At 60.6% G+C, this 14,551-nt stretch carries 11 protein-coding genes; 9 read left to right on the forward strand and 2 right to left on the reverse strand.

Annotation, left to right across the window (positions count from 1 at the left end; all coding sequences use genetic code 11):
* Positions 1-54: 54 nt before the first annotated feature.
* Together xth and LNV07_RS12550 are read right to left on the reverse strand one after the other, a co-directional pair.
* Positions 55-819, reverse strand: a complete 765-nt coding sequence (gene xth, locus LNV07_RS12545) for an exodeoxyribonuclease III (RefSeq protein WP_263571499.1) — start codon at positions 817-819, stop codon at positions 55-57.
* A gap of 79 nt (positions 820-898) precedes the next feature.
* Positions 899-1,681, reverse strand: coding sequence for a 3-hydroxybutyrate dehydrogenase (locus tag LNV07_RS12550; protein ID WP_263571500.1), 783 nt, complete (start codon positions 1,679-1,681; stop codon positions 899-901).
* A gap of 1,097 nt (positions 1,682-2,778) precedes the next feature.
* Between LNV07_RS12550 and LNV07_RS12555 the strand changes: the two genes are divergently transcribed.
* From LNV07_RS12555 to LNV07_RS12595, 9 genes are all read left to right on the forward strand, one after another.
* Entirely contained in the window at positions 2,779-3,675 is an 897-nt protein-coding gene (locus LNV07_RS12555; protein WP_263571501.1) for a hypothetical protein, read from the forward strand.
* A 68-nt stretch (positions 3,676-3,743) separates the two neighbouring features.
* The gene (locus tag LNV07_RS12560) at positions 3,744-5,906 is read left to right on the forward strand and encodes a sensor histidine kinase (RefSeq protein WP_263571502.1); all 2,163 of its coding nucleotides are present in this window, start codon (positions 3,744-3,746) and stop codon (positions 5,904-5,906) included.
* Complete coding sequence (locus LNV07_RS12565) at positions 5,896-7,020, forward strand: sensor histidine kinase (RefSeq protein ID WP_263571503.1); 1,125 nt, start codon at positions 5,896-5,898, stop codon at positions 7,018-7,020. The genes LNV07_RS12560 and LNV07_RS12565 overlap by 11 nt, the downstream gene beginning before the upstream one ends.
* A gap of 30 nt (positions 7,021-7,050) precedes the next feature.
* Positions 7,051-7,467: a response regulator gene (locus tag LNV07_RS12570; RefSeq protein ID WP_263571504.1), complete on the forward strand. Its 417-nt coding sequence runs from the start codon at positions 7,051-7,053 to the stop codon at positions 7,465-7,467.
* The gene (locus LNV07_RS12575) at positions 7,464-8,888 is read left to right on the forward strand and encodes a sensor histidine kinase (protein ID WP_263571505.1); all 1,425 of its coding nucleotides are present in this window, start codon (positions 7,464-7,466) and stop codon (positions 8,886-8,888) included. Before LNV07_RS12570 ends, LNV07_RS12575 begins: the two co-directional genes overlap by 4 nt.
* Before the next feature lie 45 nt (positions 8,889-8,933).
* Complete coding sequence (locus tag LNV07_RS12580) at positions 8,934-9,509, forward strand: nitrogen regulation protein NR(II) (RefSeq protein ID WP_263571506.1); 576 nt, start codon at positions 8,934-8,936, stop codon at positions 9,507-9,509.
* Positions 9,510-9,653: 144 nt separating this feature from the next.
* On the forward strand, positions 9,654-12,752 hold the full coding sequence (locus LNV07_RS12585) for a response regulator (RefSeq protein WP_263571507.1): 3,099 nt from the start codon (positions 9,654-9,656) through the stop codon (positions 12,750-12,752).
* A gap of 48 nt (positions 12,753-12,800) precedes the next feature.
* Positions 12,801-13,883, forward strand: coding sequence for a response regulator (locus LNV07_RS12590; protein ID WP_263571508.1), 1,083 nt, complete (start codon positions 12,801-12,803; stop codon positions 13,881-13,883).
* The gene (locus LNV07_RS12595; RefSeq protein WP_263571509.1) at positions 13,880-14,530 is read left to right on the forward strand and encodes a response regulator; all 651 of its coding nucleotides are present in this window, start codon (positions 13,880-13,882) and stop codon (positions 14,528-14,530) included. Before LNV07_RS12590 ends, LNV07_RS12595 begins: the two co-directional genes overlap by 4 nt.
* The last annotated feature ends 21 nt before the right edge of the window (positions 14,531-14,551 follow it).

Below are 14,551 nucleotides of genomic sequence, written 5' to 3' on the forward strand. Positions count from 1 at the left end.
GGCGTCCTGCCCGGCGCTGAAGTCCGGGTCGCTCAGGCCGCGCAGGCTTTTGGTCTAAGCCAGTTCGATCACCACCGGCGCGTGGTCGCTGGGGCGTTCGTTCTTGCGCGGCAGCTTGTCGATCACACAGGACTTGACCTGATTTTTCAGCGCCGAGTTGACCAGAATATGGTCGATCCGAAGACCTTGGTTTTTGCGGAAGGCGAGGTTGCGATAGTCCCACCAACTCCAACTCTTCGGCGCCTGCTCGAAGAGTCTGAAGGCGTCGACCAGGCCACCCTCCAGCATCGCCTGGAAATGCCCCCGCTCCTGCGGCGTGCAATGAATTTGGCCGGCCCAGGCGACGGGGTCATAAACATCGGCATCGGTCGGGGCGATGTTGAAGTCACCCATCAACACCAGCTTTTCATGCGTTTGCAACTCGGCGCTCAAAAACCGCTGCAGCGCGTCCAACCAAGCCATTTTGTAGGTGAACTTGTCGCTATCGGGTGCCTGTCCGTTCGGGAAATAGGCGCCGATGCAGCGCACGCCCGCTACCGTTCCGGCAATCACGCGGGCCTGTGGGTCATCAAAGCCGGGCAGGTTTTTGATGATGTCGGTGGCTGCACTGCGGCTCAGCAGCGCGACGCCGTTATAGGTTTTTTGGCCAAACCATTGCACCTGGTAGCCAGCGGCCTCAATCTCGGCGGCCGGGAACTTGTCATCCGTCAGCTTGGTCTCTTGCAAGACCAGAACATCGACCGGATTGGCCGCCAGCCAGTCCAGCATTTGCGGCAGGCGGACATTGAGTGAGTTGACGTTCCAGGTGGCGAGCCGCATAAGACGGGAATTCCTTTGTGAAGCAATAGCTTGGTGAATTTGTTTCTCTGTCCGGCTACGCCGAAATCGGTGGCCAGAGCTAGCGGGCCACCCAGCCGCCATCCATGGGCAAGGACACGCCGGTCATTTGCGCTGCGGCGTCGGAACATAGGAAAACGGTCAAAGCGCCCAGTTGTTCGGGTGACGCAAACTGCAAGGAGGGTTGCTTCTCGCTCAGCAGCTTTGTTTTCGCCTCTTCGGTGCCGATATTTTCTTTCGCCGCCAGTGCGTCGATCTGCTTTTGCACCAGCGGTGTCAACACCCATCCAGGGCAAATTGCGTTGCAGGTGATGCCGCTCGTAGCCGTCTCGAGAGCCACCGTCTTGGTCAGGCCGACCACACCATGTTTGGATGCCACATAGGCCGACTTGTCCGCCGAAGCGACAAGGCCGTGCACCGACGCGATATTGATGATGCGACCCCATTTGCGCTCCCGCATGATGGGCAAAGCGGCGCGGGTGGTCAGGAAGACAGCGCTCAGATTGATGGCGATGATCGCATCCCAGCGTTCAATCGGGAACTCATGCACCGGCGCGACATACTGAATACCTGCGTTATTGATCAGCACATCGACGCTGCCGAGTTCGCGCAGCGTGCTTTCGATCAAGCCGGTGGCCTGGGGCCCATCCGACAGGTCGGCGCCGTTGTAGGCCACCCGCACACCATAGCTGCTGGCGAGTTCCTGGCGCAGCGCTTCAATTTCGGCGGCGTCGCCGAAACCATTGATCATCAGGTCGGCGCCGGCCGCAGCAAGTTGGCGTGCGATACCCAAGCCAATGCCACTGGTCGATCCGGTGACGACGGCAACTTTATTCCTCAACATGTAGATAACTCCCTGTGAATACGATGACGGTTGGCTGGAAATCTAACAACGCGGCACTTGGCTTGGTGCTGATGGAAATCAGTCTAGCATATTTGACTTTATGCTCAATAAATACAATAGGCTGGTCATCTGTTTGGTTTTTTATTTGCCCGTTGTTGTGCATTTTGGGGCTTGCATATGTTTTGTTGTGATGAGTTTTTTGATAATTTAATCAAATACTATTTGCATTGAAAATCCATGCGCTTTGTCTGCTTGAGCGCGTTCGATTAAATCAAGCAGTTTTGGTTTGTCGCCGCTGTGTTTTTCATGTGACCTTGGTTGGTGCTATTTCATGATTGTTATTTCAAAATAACTTGATCAAAGAATCTTTCCCTCACTTTGTTGATAGCGCACAGCCGAATACTTCGCTTACGGTCATTTTGGCCATTCTGTCGGCTCCCCTTGTTCGCTTGGATGCGCGACTTCGATTCTGTTGATATCGTCGCCGCGCTTTCAATTAAGGTTCATGAGCCATGCTGTGGTGTTGCCCCCTTGGTATTGGAATTTCCCGGCGATACCCAAACTCGTGAGATGCCCGGCGGATATCCGATGACCGGCGCGCTACAGGCTGGCAGTGGCGCGGCGGCACCTTGCGTTTGCCTGCATTGCATTTGCCGGCATTGCGCCCAACCGAAAATCCGCCTCAAACTGTCCTCGCTGGGGCGCCTCTTGTTGTCGCCTCCATAGCCTTTTTCGCCATTTTCGTTGCGCAGACGTCTAGGGAATATCCACGCCAAGCGTCAGGTATCTATCCGATGGCCTGAGTCGCCAAGACTATCTACAGTAGCTTGAAATACGGTGCATCGACTTGTCGAACGTCCGGTTCACGGGCGGGTCGAGTTGATCGCCTTGCCCTGCGAGAGGGCAATATTCACAGCAACGGGGGGAATGACTTGATGATCAGTCAGGCACGGTCACCGAGCGGAGAGGACTCAGATGAGCAAACTTGGCAGACTCCGTCGAGCTTTCGTGCTTGCCTGCGTGCATTGACCGCTCACGCGCGCGCGCTGATGCTCCTGTCGGCAGTTGCCTTGCCGATCGTCCTCGCAATCGGAGTCATGCTCGCTTGGTCCGGCCTGGAAGAGTTGAAGTTGGTGCACGAACAAGCGCTGGCCAAGGTCAAAGTGTTGGCAACCGTCACGGCCAAGGGGTTGCAGCAAGAGATTGGTCGGGATCTTGCTGCCCTCAGGCAGGCGGCCCGCGAGTCGGCCGGCCAGCAAGACGGTGCTGCGGCTTGCTCGCGCTTGGCCGCCGACTTTTCAGGGCTTGGCCCGGCGTTGGTCAATCTCACTGTGCGTGATGTCCGTGGTGATTTGATTTGCGATGTCGCGAGCCCTGTCGTGTCGATGCAGCAGAGCTTGCAAACATCCTTTGCCGAACCTGGACGGGCGGGGCATCAACAAGGTTTCAGCGTTGTGGGGCGATCAAGCTGGCACCCCAATGGGCGATCAAACGGGCGCTGGCTGACCTGGTTGAATCAAGCATTGTTCGATGACGGCGGCAAGCGCTTGGGCTCACTGAACTTGCAACTCGATCTGGTGCGGCTGAGCGAGGGGCTGCGTGCTTCGGTGCCAAGCAATGCGGTGGTGGAAGTCTTGAGTCGTCAGCAGACGATTGTGGCCCGCTCGGTCGACGAAGCGGCTTTCATTGGGCGGGTCCATGCGGCCGCCGATCTTGTGCGTGGCTTGCACGAGGGGCAATTCAGTTCGATATCGGAGCGGGACGATGGCCGGTTCGTGAACTACTTTGTGACCATTCCCGGCACCGATTGGCGCTTGCTGGTCGGCCTGCCCGAGGCCGAGGTCTTTGCCGACTATGACCGGCTGCTGCAGCGCAGTCTTGGCCTTGGCCTTGCGTTCTTATTGCTGATCACTTGGCTGAGTTGGCGCATCGGTATATCGTTACTTTGGCTGACCATAGGCGCGACCAGGCCCGCGCTGCCATCTGCCCGGTGAGGGGTTGATTACAGCGCTGCATCCTCCAGACGCGGCGCCTTATTTGTCCTTGATGCAGGAGCGTTTTTTTGCCCAAGTTTGGATTCCTCCGCTTAAGGACGCTCAACACGCGGCTGACCTTGTTTACCTCGGCGCTGGTGGTGCTGAGCATCTGGTCTTTGGCGATTTACGTCGGCAAGATCATGCATGAGGATGTCCGGGCTGTCTTGAGTGAGCGTCAACTCGACAGCGTTGGCCTGCTGGCGGCGGAAATCAATGACCAGTTGAGCGTGCGGATGGCTGCGCTTGAGGCGGTTGCCAAAGACGCTGGCAGTGTTGGTGCTAGCTCAACGAGCGCTGACGCCATCGCTGCACAAAGCTTGCTCGATCAACGCCCGGTGTTGCAGTCTTTGTTCAATGGCGGCGTGGTTTTCATCAACAAGTCTGGGCAGGCCATCGCCGATGCGCCCGTCTTGCCGGGGCGGGTGGGGAGCAACTATCTGCACAATGCCGACCTTGTTGCCAGCCTGACCGATGGCCGTTCCCGGGTGGGGCGCCCGGTGATGGGACGGATCTTGAAGACCCCGGTTTTTGGTCTGATCGTATCGATTCGTGACGCCAACGGCGCGGTGCAGGGGGTCTTGGTCGGCCTGATCAATATGGCTCGGCCGAGTTTTCTGGATCCCATCACTGCGCGTCGCTTTGGCCGGGCCGGGCATTACTTCCTGGTCTCGCCCAAGGACCGCTTGACCATTACCTCCAGTGACCCAAGCTGCGTGATGCGGGCCTTGCCGCCCTTGGGGGCGGTTCCCTCGATCGACCGTTTTGCAGCCGGCTACGAGGGTACTTTGATGTATATCAACCCAGCCGGCATCGAAGTGTTGGTGTCGCTGACCGCGGTGCCCGTGGCGAACTGGGCTGTGGCCGTCTCATTGCCGACCGACGAGGCGTTTGCGCCATTGTTCGCGTTGCAGCGGCATATGCTGCTGGCCGCCATGGGCCTAAGTTTGTTGGCCGGTTTCTTGATGTGGTGGCTGTTGCAGCACCAGCTTTCGCCGCTGGCGCAGGCGGCCAAACAATTGGCCGCTACCGCCGCCAGTTCCACGACCGGATTGCCCATGCAAGCCTTGCCGATCAAGCGGACGGACGAAATTGGCCTGCTGATTGCCGGCTTCAATCTGCTGCTGGCCGAACTGGGTCAGCGCGAAGCCGCCTTGGCTGAGAGCGAAGCTCGCTACCGGACGATGATCGAATGGTCACCCGAGCCCATCGCCGTGCACCGCGATGGGCGGCTGATATTCGTCAACCCGGCGCTGGTCAAACTATTGGGAGGACGGTCGGCGCAGGACTTTGTCGGCGAGCCGGTGCTTGACTTCATTGTCCCTGAAGGGCGGGCGAGGGCGCTGGTGCGCATCAAACAGGCCGCCGAAGGGAATCCGCCCGAGCCGCTGTTCGAGGAGCGTTGCCTGAAGTTGGACGGCACGCCTTTTGATGCCGAGGTGCAGGGCGAGGCAATCGTGTTTGACGGCAAGCCGGCCAATCTGGTGCTGCTGAGTGACATCACCGAACGCAAGCAAAACCGCCTGGCCCTGCAAACCTCGCTGCGCGAAAAGACCGTGCTGCTCAATGAGGTCCACCACCGGGTCAAGAACAATCTGCAAGTGGTCAGCAGCCTGCTGCGGCTGGAGGGTGGACGTTGTGCGGAGCTGCGCACAAAAGAGGTGTTGAGCGATATGCAGGGCCGCATCAGGGCGATGGCCTTGCTGCATGAGTCGCTCTACCGCAGCGGCTTGTTTGCCAGCGTGAACTTGGCCATCTATCTGAAGGACTTGGCCGTGCAGGCCTGTCGCGGCCACGGCAGTAGCAAGGTGCGCCTGCAACTGAATTTGGCCCCGGTGCAGGTGAGCCTGGATCAGGCCACGCCCTGCGGATTGCTGCTCAATGAGCTGATCTCGAATGCGTTCAAGCATGGCTTTCCCGCCGGCCGGGACGGCGTCTTGACGGTCGAGCTGCAGCCTCTTGCCGACCCTGATCAGACGGCGCAATCACCTGATTGGCGCTTGCGTGTCGAAGATGACGGCATCGGTTTGCCGGCCGATTTCGCCATCGAGCAGAGCCAATCGCTGGGTCTGCAATTGGTTCGAGACTTGTCCTGCCAGCTCGGTGGGCGATTGACGGTCGGACCCTTGCCCCATGCCGCGTTCGAGCTGCGTTTTACGGTGCAAAAGGAGGATCAGCAAGATGAGCGCTGACGTGATAGGCATCGCCGCGCCACCAGCCATATTGAGTGAGCTCGAGGCCTACAAACGCGCATTGGATGCCCACGCTATCGTGGCCATCACCGACGCGCGCGGTCTCATCACCTATGTGAACGACAATTTTTGCGCGATCTCCAAATGGTCGCGTGAGGAGTTGCTGGGGCGCGATCACCGCATCATCAATTCCGGCCATCACCCAAAGGAATTCATCCAAGGCCTGTGGGAGACGATAGGCAGCGGCCGGACTTGGAAAGGTGAGTTGAAGAATCGCGCCAAAGACGGCAGCATCTACTGGGTCGATACCACCATCGTGCCCTTTCTCGGGCCCGATGGCCTGCCGCTGCAATATGTGGCTATCCGCGCCGAAATCACCGCCCGCAAGCTGCTCGAGGAACATAACGCCGAAATGATGCTGGAGCTGCAGGCGGCCAACCGTGAGTTGAATGACTTCGCTTACATCGTTTCGCATGACTTGAAGGCCCCGCTGCGAGGTATCAGCAGCCTTGCCAGTTGGTTGCTGGCCGACTATGGCGACAAATTGGGCGCCGAGGGCGCGCAGCAACTCGGCCTGATCGACAACCGCGTTAAACGTCTGGGCTCGTTGATCGACGGCATCCTGGCTTACTCGCGGGCCGGGCGCGGGCGCGAGGAGCGCCGGCCGGTGGAGCTGGACGCCATGGTTCGAAACTGCATCGATCTGCTGGCGCCGCCGCCGCACCTAACGATTGAAATAATCGGAACCTTGCCGAGCGTGTTGATCGACCCCTTCAAGGCCCAGCAGATTTTTCAGAACCTGCTTTCCAACGCGATCAAATACATGGACAAACCGGCCGGGCGGGTGACCGTAGGCTGTGTGGCCGACCAGGATCACCCGGCGATGTGGCAGTTCACGGTCGCCGACAACGGCCCCGGCATCGAGCCCAGGTTTTTCGACAAGATTTTTCAATTGTTCCAAACCCTGGCCCCGCGCGACAAGGTCGAGAGCACCGGTGTCGGCCTGGCCTTGGTGAAGAAGATTGTCGAACTCGAAGGCGGCCGCATCTGGCTTGAATCAACGCCCGGCGTGGGCAGCGCCTTCCATTTCACGCTGCCCGCCGGCGGTGTTTAGCCATACGTTTGAAGTGAGGCCCGGTACACCATGCAAGCGCAACAGCATATTTTGTTGGTTGAAGACGATGATGTGGATGTGATGACGGTGCGCCGCGCGCTCAAGGATGTGGGCGCGGCACATCCGCTCGATCAGGTCTCGGACGGCGAGGACGCACTGGCCTTTTTGCGCGACCCGAGCAAATCCAAACCGGGCCTGATCCTGCTCGACCTGAATATGCCGCGCATGAACGGCGTCGAGTTCCTCGCCGAGGTCAAGCAAGACCCGCTGCTGAAGCGGATCCCGGTGGTGATCTTGACCACCTCGCAGGAGGAGTCGGATCGCTTGGCCAGTTTTAATCTCAATGTGTCGGGCTATATGCTCAAGCCGGTCGACTACCCTCAGTTCGTTCGAACCATGCAGGTGATTCGGGACTATTGGTCCACCAGCGAAGGGGCGCCGCAATGAATATGTCGCGCGTCCCAGCTTTTGACGCCGAGGCCGAGGTCAGGGTGCTGTTGATCGAAGATGATTTGGTCGACGAGATGGCCTTGCTGAAAGCGGTCAAGGATCAACACCTGCCCTATCTGATCAGCATCGCGCGCTCGATTGCTCAAGCGAGGGCCGAGTTGGCCAGGCAGCAATTCGACATCATCCTGGCCGACGACAGCCTAGGTGACGGCACCTGCTTTGACTTGCTCGACGCCTTTGCCGGGCAATTGGTGGTGCTGGTGGCCGGCATGGGCGAGGAGCAAATCACCGCGCGGGCGATGGAATTGGGCGTGCATGATTATTTGCTGAAGGATTCGCAGCGGGGCTATTTGAAGCTGCTCAAGTGGCGTGTGGCTGCGGCCCTGCGGCAGAGTAATCTGGCCAGGCAATTGAGCAGCAGCCAAGCCAGTTTGCGGGCGACCCTGGATGCGGTGCCCGATCTCTTGTTCGAAATCGACGCACAGGGCCGCTATCACGACTTTCATTCGGCCCGCAGCGATCTGCTCTTGGTGCCGGCCGATGTGTTGATGGGGCGTCTGGTCGCCGAATTGATGCCGCCCGAAGCTGCGGCCGTGGTCATGGCCAGTTTGGCGCAGGCACAGGCCACCGGTTCATCCTATGGTCAGCAAATTCAGCTCGACCTGCCGCAGGGGCCGATGTGGTTCGAACTCTCGGCGGTGCGCAAGGCCGACTCGGCCGCCGACGACCCGCATTTCGTGGTCTTGTCGCGCGACATCACGGCACGCAAGCGTAGCGAACAGGCCTTGTTCCAGAGCTTGAAGGACAAGGAAGCCTTGCTCAAAGAGGTGCATCACCGGGTCAAGAACAATCTGCAGGTGATCACCAGCTTGTTGCGCCTGGAGAGCGGCCGAACCGAGTTGGCCGACACCAAGCGGGTGCTTGACGATATGCAGGGGCGGATCCGGTCGATGGCCTTGCTGCACGAGACCTTGTATCGCTCGGGCGTCTTTGCCGGCACCGATCTGGCCGCCTATCTGAGCCAGGTCGCCACCCAGGTATTTCGCATGTTGGCGCGCGGCCGCCTGAGCCTGAAGCTGAATCTGGCGCCGCTCAAGGTCGGCATGGATCTGGCCACCCCTTGCGGCCTCTTGCTGAATGAGTTGCTGACCAATTGCTTCAAACATGGCTTTGCGGACCTGGATGGGGCCTCGGCCGAGGGCGAGGTCAGGGTGAGCTTGCAAGCGGTTGCGGGTGGGCCGCGCTGGCGTTTGAGCGTCAGCGATACCGGGCAGGGCCTGGCGGCGGATTTTGAAGCCAGGCGTGGCCAGTCGCTGGGCTTGAAACTGGTGTCCGACCTGGCGCGTCAAATGGGCGGGCAGCTCGAGATCGGCGCCGGCCCGGCGGCCGAGTTCAGCGTTGCCTTTACGCCGGCATGAGGATAGACCGAGCCTCATGGTTGGGCAGCTTGAGGCGGCTTGCCCATGCATGAAATTGTTTGGCTCGATCTGGTCGAGCTGCTATTGGCCAGCGGTTTTTTGATCTTGCTGCGGCGCAGCGAGGAGAGCTTGCGCATCACCATCGATGCTAACGGCCTAGTTACTCGCATGAATAGAATGGCCGAGGCTTTGGGTCGCCCGCTGCCCAAGCTGTTTGAGCTCATCGGCACCATCAGCGACCGCGCTCGCGACAATCCCGCGCAGCGGGTCATCGCTTTCGGGAAAATGCTGGCGTCGGCCCATCACACCACCTTGCTGGCCGGTGGTGGCGCCCAGTTTCAAATCGCCGACATTGCCATGCCAATTCGCGAGGCCGACGGCCGACCGCCAGGCGTGGTGCCGGTGTTCAGTGCTGTCAGCGAGCCCTATCGTTTGCAAGCGGACTTGGCTACCGGTACCGAGTTGCTGGAGCGCTCTGGCGCGCTGGCGAAGGTCGGTGATTTGTTCGCGCCCGAAGCCCGGCCGCCGATGGTGGCTCGCACGGGTGGCTCAGCGACGACGGCGTGGGTCTGGGCGCTGGGGCTGAATTCGAGGCCCGCTGTGAACGGTCCTTGGGCTTGAAGCTGGTGCTTGATCTGTGCCGTCAACTTGGCGCCACACTCAGCATAGGGTCGCCACCTTTGGCTATTTTTGAGCTGGTGTTTATGTACGATGCAAACTGTCCAGATATTCACACCCGCCCGGCCCCCTTGAATTGATCCAGGCATGAATAAACCCCCGTCAGGTCAACGCATCTTGGTCGTCGAAGACGAGGCCCTGGTTGCGCGCGACATCGAGCAGCAATTGCGTGAGCTCGGTTATCAGTCTGTGGGCCATGCCAGCCATGGCGACGAGGCGATCCGCTTGGCGCAGGAACTGCGGCCCGATCTGGTCCTGATGGATATCCAGCTTGCCGGCCCGATTGACGGCATCGGCGCGGCGCAGGCGATCCGCGAGCAATGCGGGCTGCCGGTGGTTTTTTTGACCGCCTATGCCGCCGACGATGTGCTGGCAAGGGCCAAATTGACCGAGCCTTTTGGCTACATCCTCAAGCCCTTTTCGGAGCGCGAGTTGCGGACGGTGCTGGAGATGGCACTGTACAAATCCAAGAGCCAAACACGTTTGCGCGATAGCGAAGCGCGTTACCGGGCGCTGGTCGAGTGGTCACCCGAGGCGCTGGCGGTGCATCGCCATGGTCGGATCATTTATGTCAATCCGGCGGCGATCGAATTGTTCGGCGGCAAGTCGGCGCAAGACCTGCTGGGTGTCAGGGTGCTGGACATGGTTCACCCCGACTCGCACGAGCTGGCCCGAGCCAGCTTGGCGGACGTGAATGTGGACGGCGGCAAGTCGGCGCTGATCGAGCAGCGCTTCATCAGGCTTGACGGCCGGGTGATCGATGTGGAGGTGCTGGGTACCAACATTCCTTTCGACGATGAATCGGCCGTGCATGTGGTGATACGCGATATCACCCAGCGCAAGCTGGCCAAACAAGAGCTGCGCAAGCTTTCCTGGGCGGTGGAGCAAAGCAGCGAGGCCATCTTCATCACCGATGTGAATGAAAGCATCGAGTATGTGAACGCGGCCTATATGGCCGCGACCGGCAGCACGCGTGCGGAGTTGATGGGCAGTCGACCGGCCTTGTTCACGTCGAGCGCGGTACCCTTGCTGGCCATTCGCGCCGCGTTGCAGCGAGGTGACACCTGGCGCGGGCTGATTCATCCCGAGGCAGGAGCCGAGCGCAGCGACTTCGCCATCATCAGCCCGCTGCGACAGACCGACGGCCAGATCAGCCACTATGTTGCAGTGCTGGAGGATGTCACCGAGCGCACCCGCATGGGCCGCGAGCTTGACAGCCATCGCTTCCATCTGGAGGAATTGGTCACTCGGCGCACGCATGAGTTGGCGGTGGCACGCGAGCAGGCCGAGGCGGCCAGTTTGGCCAAGAGTGCTTTTTTGGCCAATATGAGCCATGAAATTCGCACGCCGATGAACGCGATTCTGGGGCTCAACTATCTGCTTCGCCGCGATGCTCCCGCGCCTGAGCAAGTAGCTCGCCTGGACAAGATCAATAGCGCGGGTCAGCATTTGCTGAGCCTGATCAATGACATTCTTGACCTCTCCAAGATCGAGGCCGGCCGGGTCCAGCTCGAGAGAATCGACTTCCATCTGGGCGCACTGCTCGATCAAGTCGAGGCGATGATCACGGAGACGGCGCAGAGCAAGGGCCTCAAGATCAAACTCGTCAACGAGGGCGTGCCGATCTGGTTGAACGGCGATCCCACGCGCCTGCGTCAAGCGCTGCTCAACTATGCCGGCAACGCGGTCAAGTTCACCGAACAAGGTGGCGTGACCTTGCGCGTGAGCCTGCTGCCGAGCTTGCAGGGCTCCGTCGAGGCGACGCTGCGATTGCGCTTCGAGGTTGAGGACAGCGGGCTTGGTCTGAGCGAAGAGGCGGTCGGGCGGCTGTTTCAGATCTTCGAGCAGGCCGATGCATCGACCACGCGCAAGCATGGCGGTACCGGGCTGGGCCTGGCGATCACGCAGCGCCTGGCTCATTTGATGGGCGGCGAGGCAGGCGTCAGCAGCCGCTTGGGGGAGGGCAGTTGTTTCTGGTTCACCGCCGAGTTGCGCACGGGTCAGGCCCACAAGCCCGACTTTGCTTCGCTGCCGGGCTTCGAGGACGCCGTCGATGTGCTGGGTCTGGAGATGCAGGTGCGCCGTCTGCATGGTGGCGCCCATGTGCTGTTGGTGGATGACAACGAGGTCAATCTGGAGGTGGCGCTGGACATGCTGCATCGCCTGGGCCTGCAGGTGTGCACCGCCACCGATGGCGCCGCCGCCGTGGCCTTGGTAGAGCAGATGATGCAGAGCCATCCTTTCGATCTGATTCTGATGGATATGCAGATGCCGGTGATGGACGGTTTGCAAGCCTGCCGCTTGATCCGAGCCTTGCCGGTTGGCGGCGCGACGCCGGTGCTGGCCTTGACGGCCAATGCTTTCGACGAGGACCACCGGGCCTGTGAAGCGGCCGGCATGAATGACTTTATTGCCAAGCCGATCGAGCCGCTGCAACTCTATCGGGCGTTGTTGAAATGGCTGCCGACCACACAGCAGCGCGGCAACCCGGAAGCCGCGCTGGGCGTTTGCGCACCGCCGGTTTCGGGCCCGAGTGCAGACACACCGGCCAACGAGGCCCGCTTGAACCGCTTGGCCCTCTTGCCCGGCTTGAACCTGGCCAAGGGCTTGGCGGCGCTGCGAGGCAATAGCGAAAAATACCTGAATTTGCTGACGCGCTTGTTGCAGTCCAATGCGCACAGCGCGGCCGCACTGGCGACACAATTGGCGGCCGGGCATCCGGCCGCCGCCCGCCACATCGCGCATACCTTGAAGGGCACAGCGGCGGCATTGGGTGCGCTGCAGTTGGCCGATACGGCCGCCGCCATCGAGGATAGATTGCGCGGCATCGAGGCCGCACAGAACTCCGATTCAGGTCCTTGCGACGGCGATATGGCGGCCTTGCTAGGCCCCGATATTGCGTTGATGGAATCGGAGTTGCAGGCCCTGGCCGAGGCGATGGCCGGGGGAGGCGATGAAGCGGGGCTGGCGCCGCAGAGCTGCGGTTCTGCGGCGGTTCTGCGGCAACTGGAGTCTTTGCTGGCCGATGGTGATATTGCCGCCATCGTCCTGCTTGAAGATCACGCCGTCTTGCTGCGGGAGGCGCTGGGTCAGTCCTTCGACGCGATCGAGAACTTGATCAGTCAATTTGAATTTGCTCAAGCGCAGGCGATGCTGGGTTTGATCATTGACAATGATCAGAGTTGAGTGTTTTTTCTACTCGCGGTCCTCGCCGCGTTGAACCTATTGCCCGCCATGCCCATGACGCCACCGATGCCGCCCAAAATTCTGATCGTGGAGGACGAACATATCGTCGCCCGCGACTTGCTGCAGCAGTTGCAGGAGCTCGGCTATAACGCAATCGGCCATGCCGTCAGTGGCGAACAAGGGATCGAGTTGGCCTCCCGCTTGAAGCCCGATCTGGTGCTGATGGATATCCAGCTCAGCGGCGCCATCGACGGTATCGAAGCTGCGCAGCAGATTCGCGCCAAGTTGAATCTGCCGGTGGTGTTCTTGACCGCCTTCGCGGCCGACGAGGTACTGGCGCGTGCCAAGCTGACCGAGCCCTTTGGCTACATCCTCAAGCCCTTTACCGAGCGCGAGTTGCGCACCGTGCTGGAGATGGCGCTCTACAAGCACAAGGCCGAGCAAGGCCTGGCCGAAAGCGCCGCGCAATTGCGCGCCTTGTCGCGGCGGGTGCTGGAGGTGCAAGAAACCGAGCGCCGGCGGCTGGCGCTGGAGCTGCATGACGAGTTGGGGCAGTCGCTGACGGCGATCAAGATCAATCTGCAGTCGCAGGCGCGCTTTCGGGCGATCTCGCCGGAGGCGCTTGGGGCCGAAAACATCCGCATCGTTGACGACGCACTGCAACAGGTGCGCCGACTCGCGATGGCGTTGCGCCCCTCAATGCTGGATGACCTTGGCCTGGCACCCGCGCTGCGCTGGTTGGCCGAGCAAGCCGCCGAGCGGAGCGCTTATGAGTTGCAGTTTCAGGCACTGATGCCGCCCGAGCGGCTCGCGCCGGAAATAGAAACCACTTTTTTCCGTATCGCCCAAGAGGCGCTGACCAATATCGCCCGGCATGCACGTGCCACCCAACTTGAAGTGGTTTTGCAGCAAAGCAAGCAGGATTTGGTGATGACTATTCATGACAACGGCTGCGGTTTCGACCCCGGCATCTCGCGTGATCAAGCGATGGCCGGTGCCAGTTTGGGTATGTTGGGCATGCAGGAGCGAGCGATGCTGATAGGGGCCAATCTGACCATTGAGTCCAGCCCGGGCCGGGGCTGCATGCTGCTGTTGAATTGTCCCTTGCGGCCAGCGGAGGTGAAGCCATGATTTGCCGAGTCTTGCTGGCCGACGATCACACGCTGGTGCGGGCAGGCTTGCGCAAGCTGCTTGATTCGCTGCCGGATGTGGAGGTCGTTGGTGAGGCGGCCGATGGCTTGGCCGTGCTGAGCCTGGCCGAACAATTGCGTCCCGATTTGATCGTGATGGACGTGGCGATGCCGGGGCTCAACGGGTTGGAGGCCACTGCTCGGCTCAAGCAGGCTTGGCCAGAAGTTCAGGTCTTGATTCTGTCCATGCATCAAAACGAGGACTATGTGCGCCAGGCCTTGCGCCAGGGGGCAGCCGCCTACTTGCTCAAGGACGCGGCCCCGACCGAGTTGGAGGCCGGCGTGCGCGCGGTCTTGCGCGGTGAGACCTATTTGAGTTCGGCGGTCTCCAAGGGCGTGATGAGCGACTATGTGAAGCGCCTGCGCGGCGACCAGCCCAGCGGCTCGCAACTGACGCCGCGCCAGCGCGAGGTGCTGCAACTGATTGCCGAGGGCAATAGCAGCAAAGAGATCGCCCGGCGGCTCGACCTCTCGATCAAGACCGTGGACACCCACCGCAGCCAGTTGATGCGCCAACTTGATATCCACGAGGTCACCGGCCTGGTTCGCTACGCGCTGCGCTGCGGTTTGATCTCGGCCGATTCCTGACTGACACGCCCCGCCTCGGGC

Origin of the sequence: Roseateles oligotrophus, assembly GCF_025717515.1 — a bacterium.
Taxonomy (GTDB): domain Bacteria; phylum Pseudomonadota; class Gammaproteobacteria; order Burkholderiales; family Burkholderiaceae_C; genus Paucibacter_A; species Paucibacter_A oligotrophus.

What these genes read in the sequence shown, in the direction of transcription:
- xth (WP_263571499.1), bottom strand. Translation starts at nt 819, where the DNA reads ATGCGGCTCGCCACCTGGAACGTCAACTCACTCAATGTCCGCCTGCCG.
- LNV07_RS12550 (WP_263571500.1), bottom strand. Translation starts at nt 1,681, where the DNA reads ATGTTGAGGAATAAAGTTGCCGTCGTCACCGGATCGACCAGTGGCATT.
- LNV07_RS12555 (WP_263571501.1), top strand. Translation starts at nt 2,779, where the DNA reads ATGCTCGCTTGGTCCGGCCTGGAAGAGTTGAAGTTGGTGCACGAACAA.
- LNV07_RS12565 (WP_263571503.1), top strand. Translation starts at nt 5,896, where the DNA reads ATGAGCGCTGACGTGATAGGCATCGCCGCGCCACCAGCCATATTGAGT.
- LNV07_RS12570 (WP_263571504.1), top strand. Translation starts at nt 7,051, where the DNA reads ATGCAAGCGCAACAGCATATTTTGTTGGTTGAAGACGATGATGTGGAT.
- LNV07_RS12575 (WP_263571505.1), top strand. Translation starts at nt 7,464, where the DNA reads ATGAATATGTCGCGCGTCCCAGCTTTTGACGCCGAGGCCGAGGTCAGG.
- LNV07_RS12580 (WP_263571506.1), top strand. Translation starts at nt 8,934, where the DNA reads ATGCATGAAATTGTTTGGCTCGATCTGGTCGAGCTGCTATTGGCCAGC.
- LNV07_RS12585 (WP_263571507.1), top strand. Translation starts at nt 9,654, where the DNA reads ATGAATAAACCCCCGTCAGGTCAACGCATCTTGGTCGTCGAAGACGAG.
- LNV07_RS12590 (WP_263571508.1), top strand. Translation starts at nt 12,801, where the DNA reads ATGCCCATGACGCCACCGATGCCGCCCAAAATTCTGATCGTGGAGGAC.
- LNV07_RS12595 (WP_263571509.1), top strand. Translation starts at nt 13,880, where the DNA reads ATGATTTGCCGAGTCTTGCTGGCCGACGATCACACGCTGGTGCGGGCA.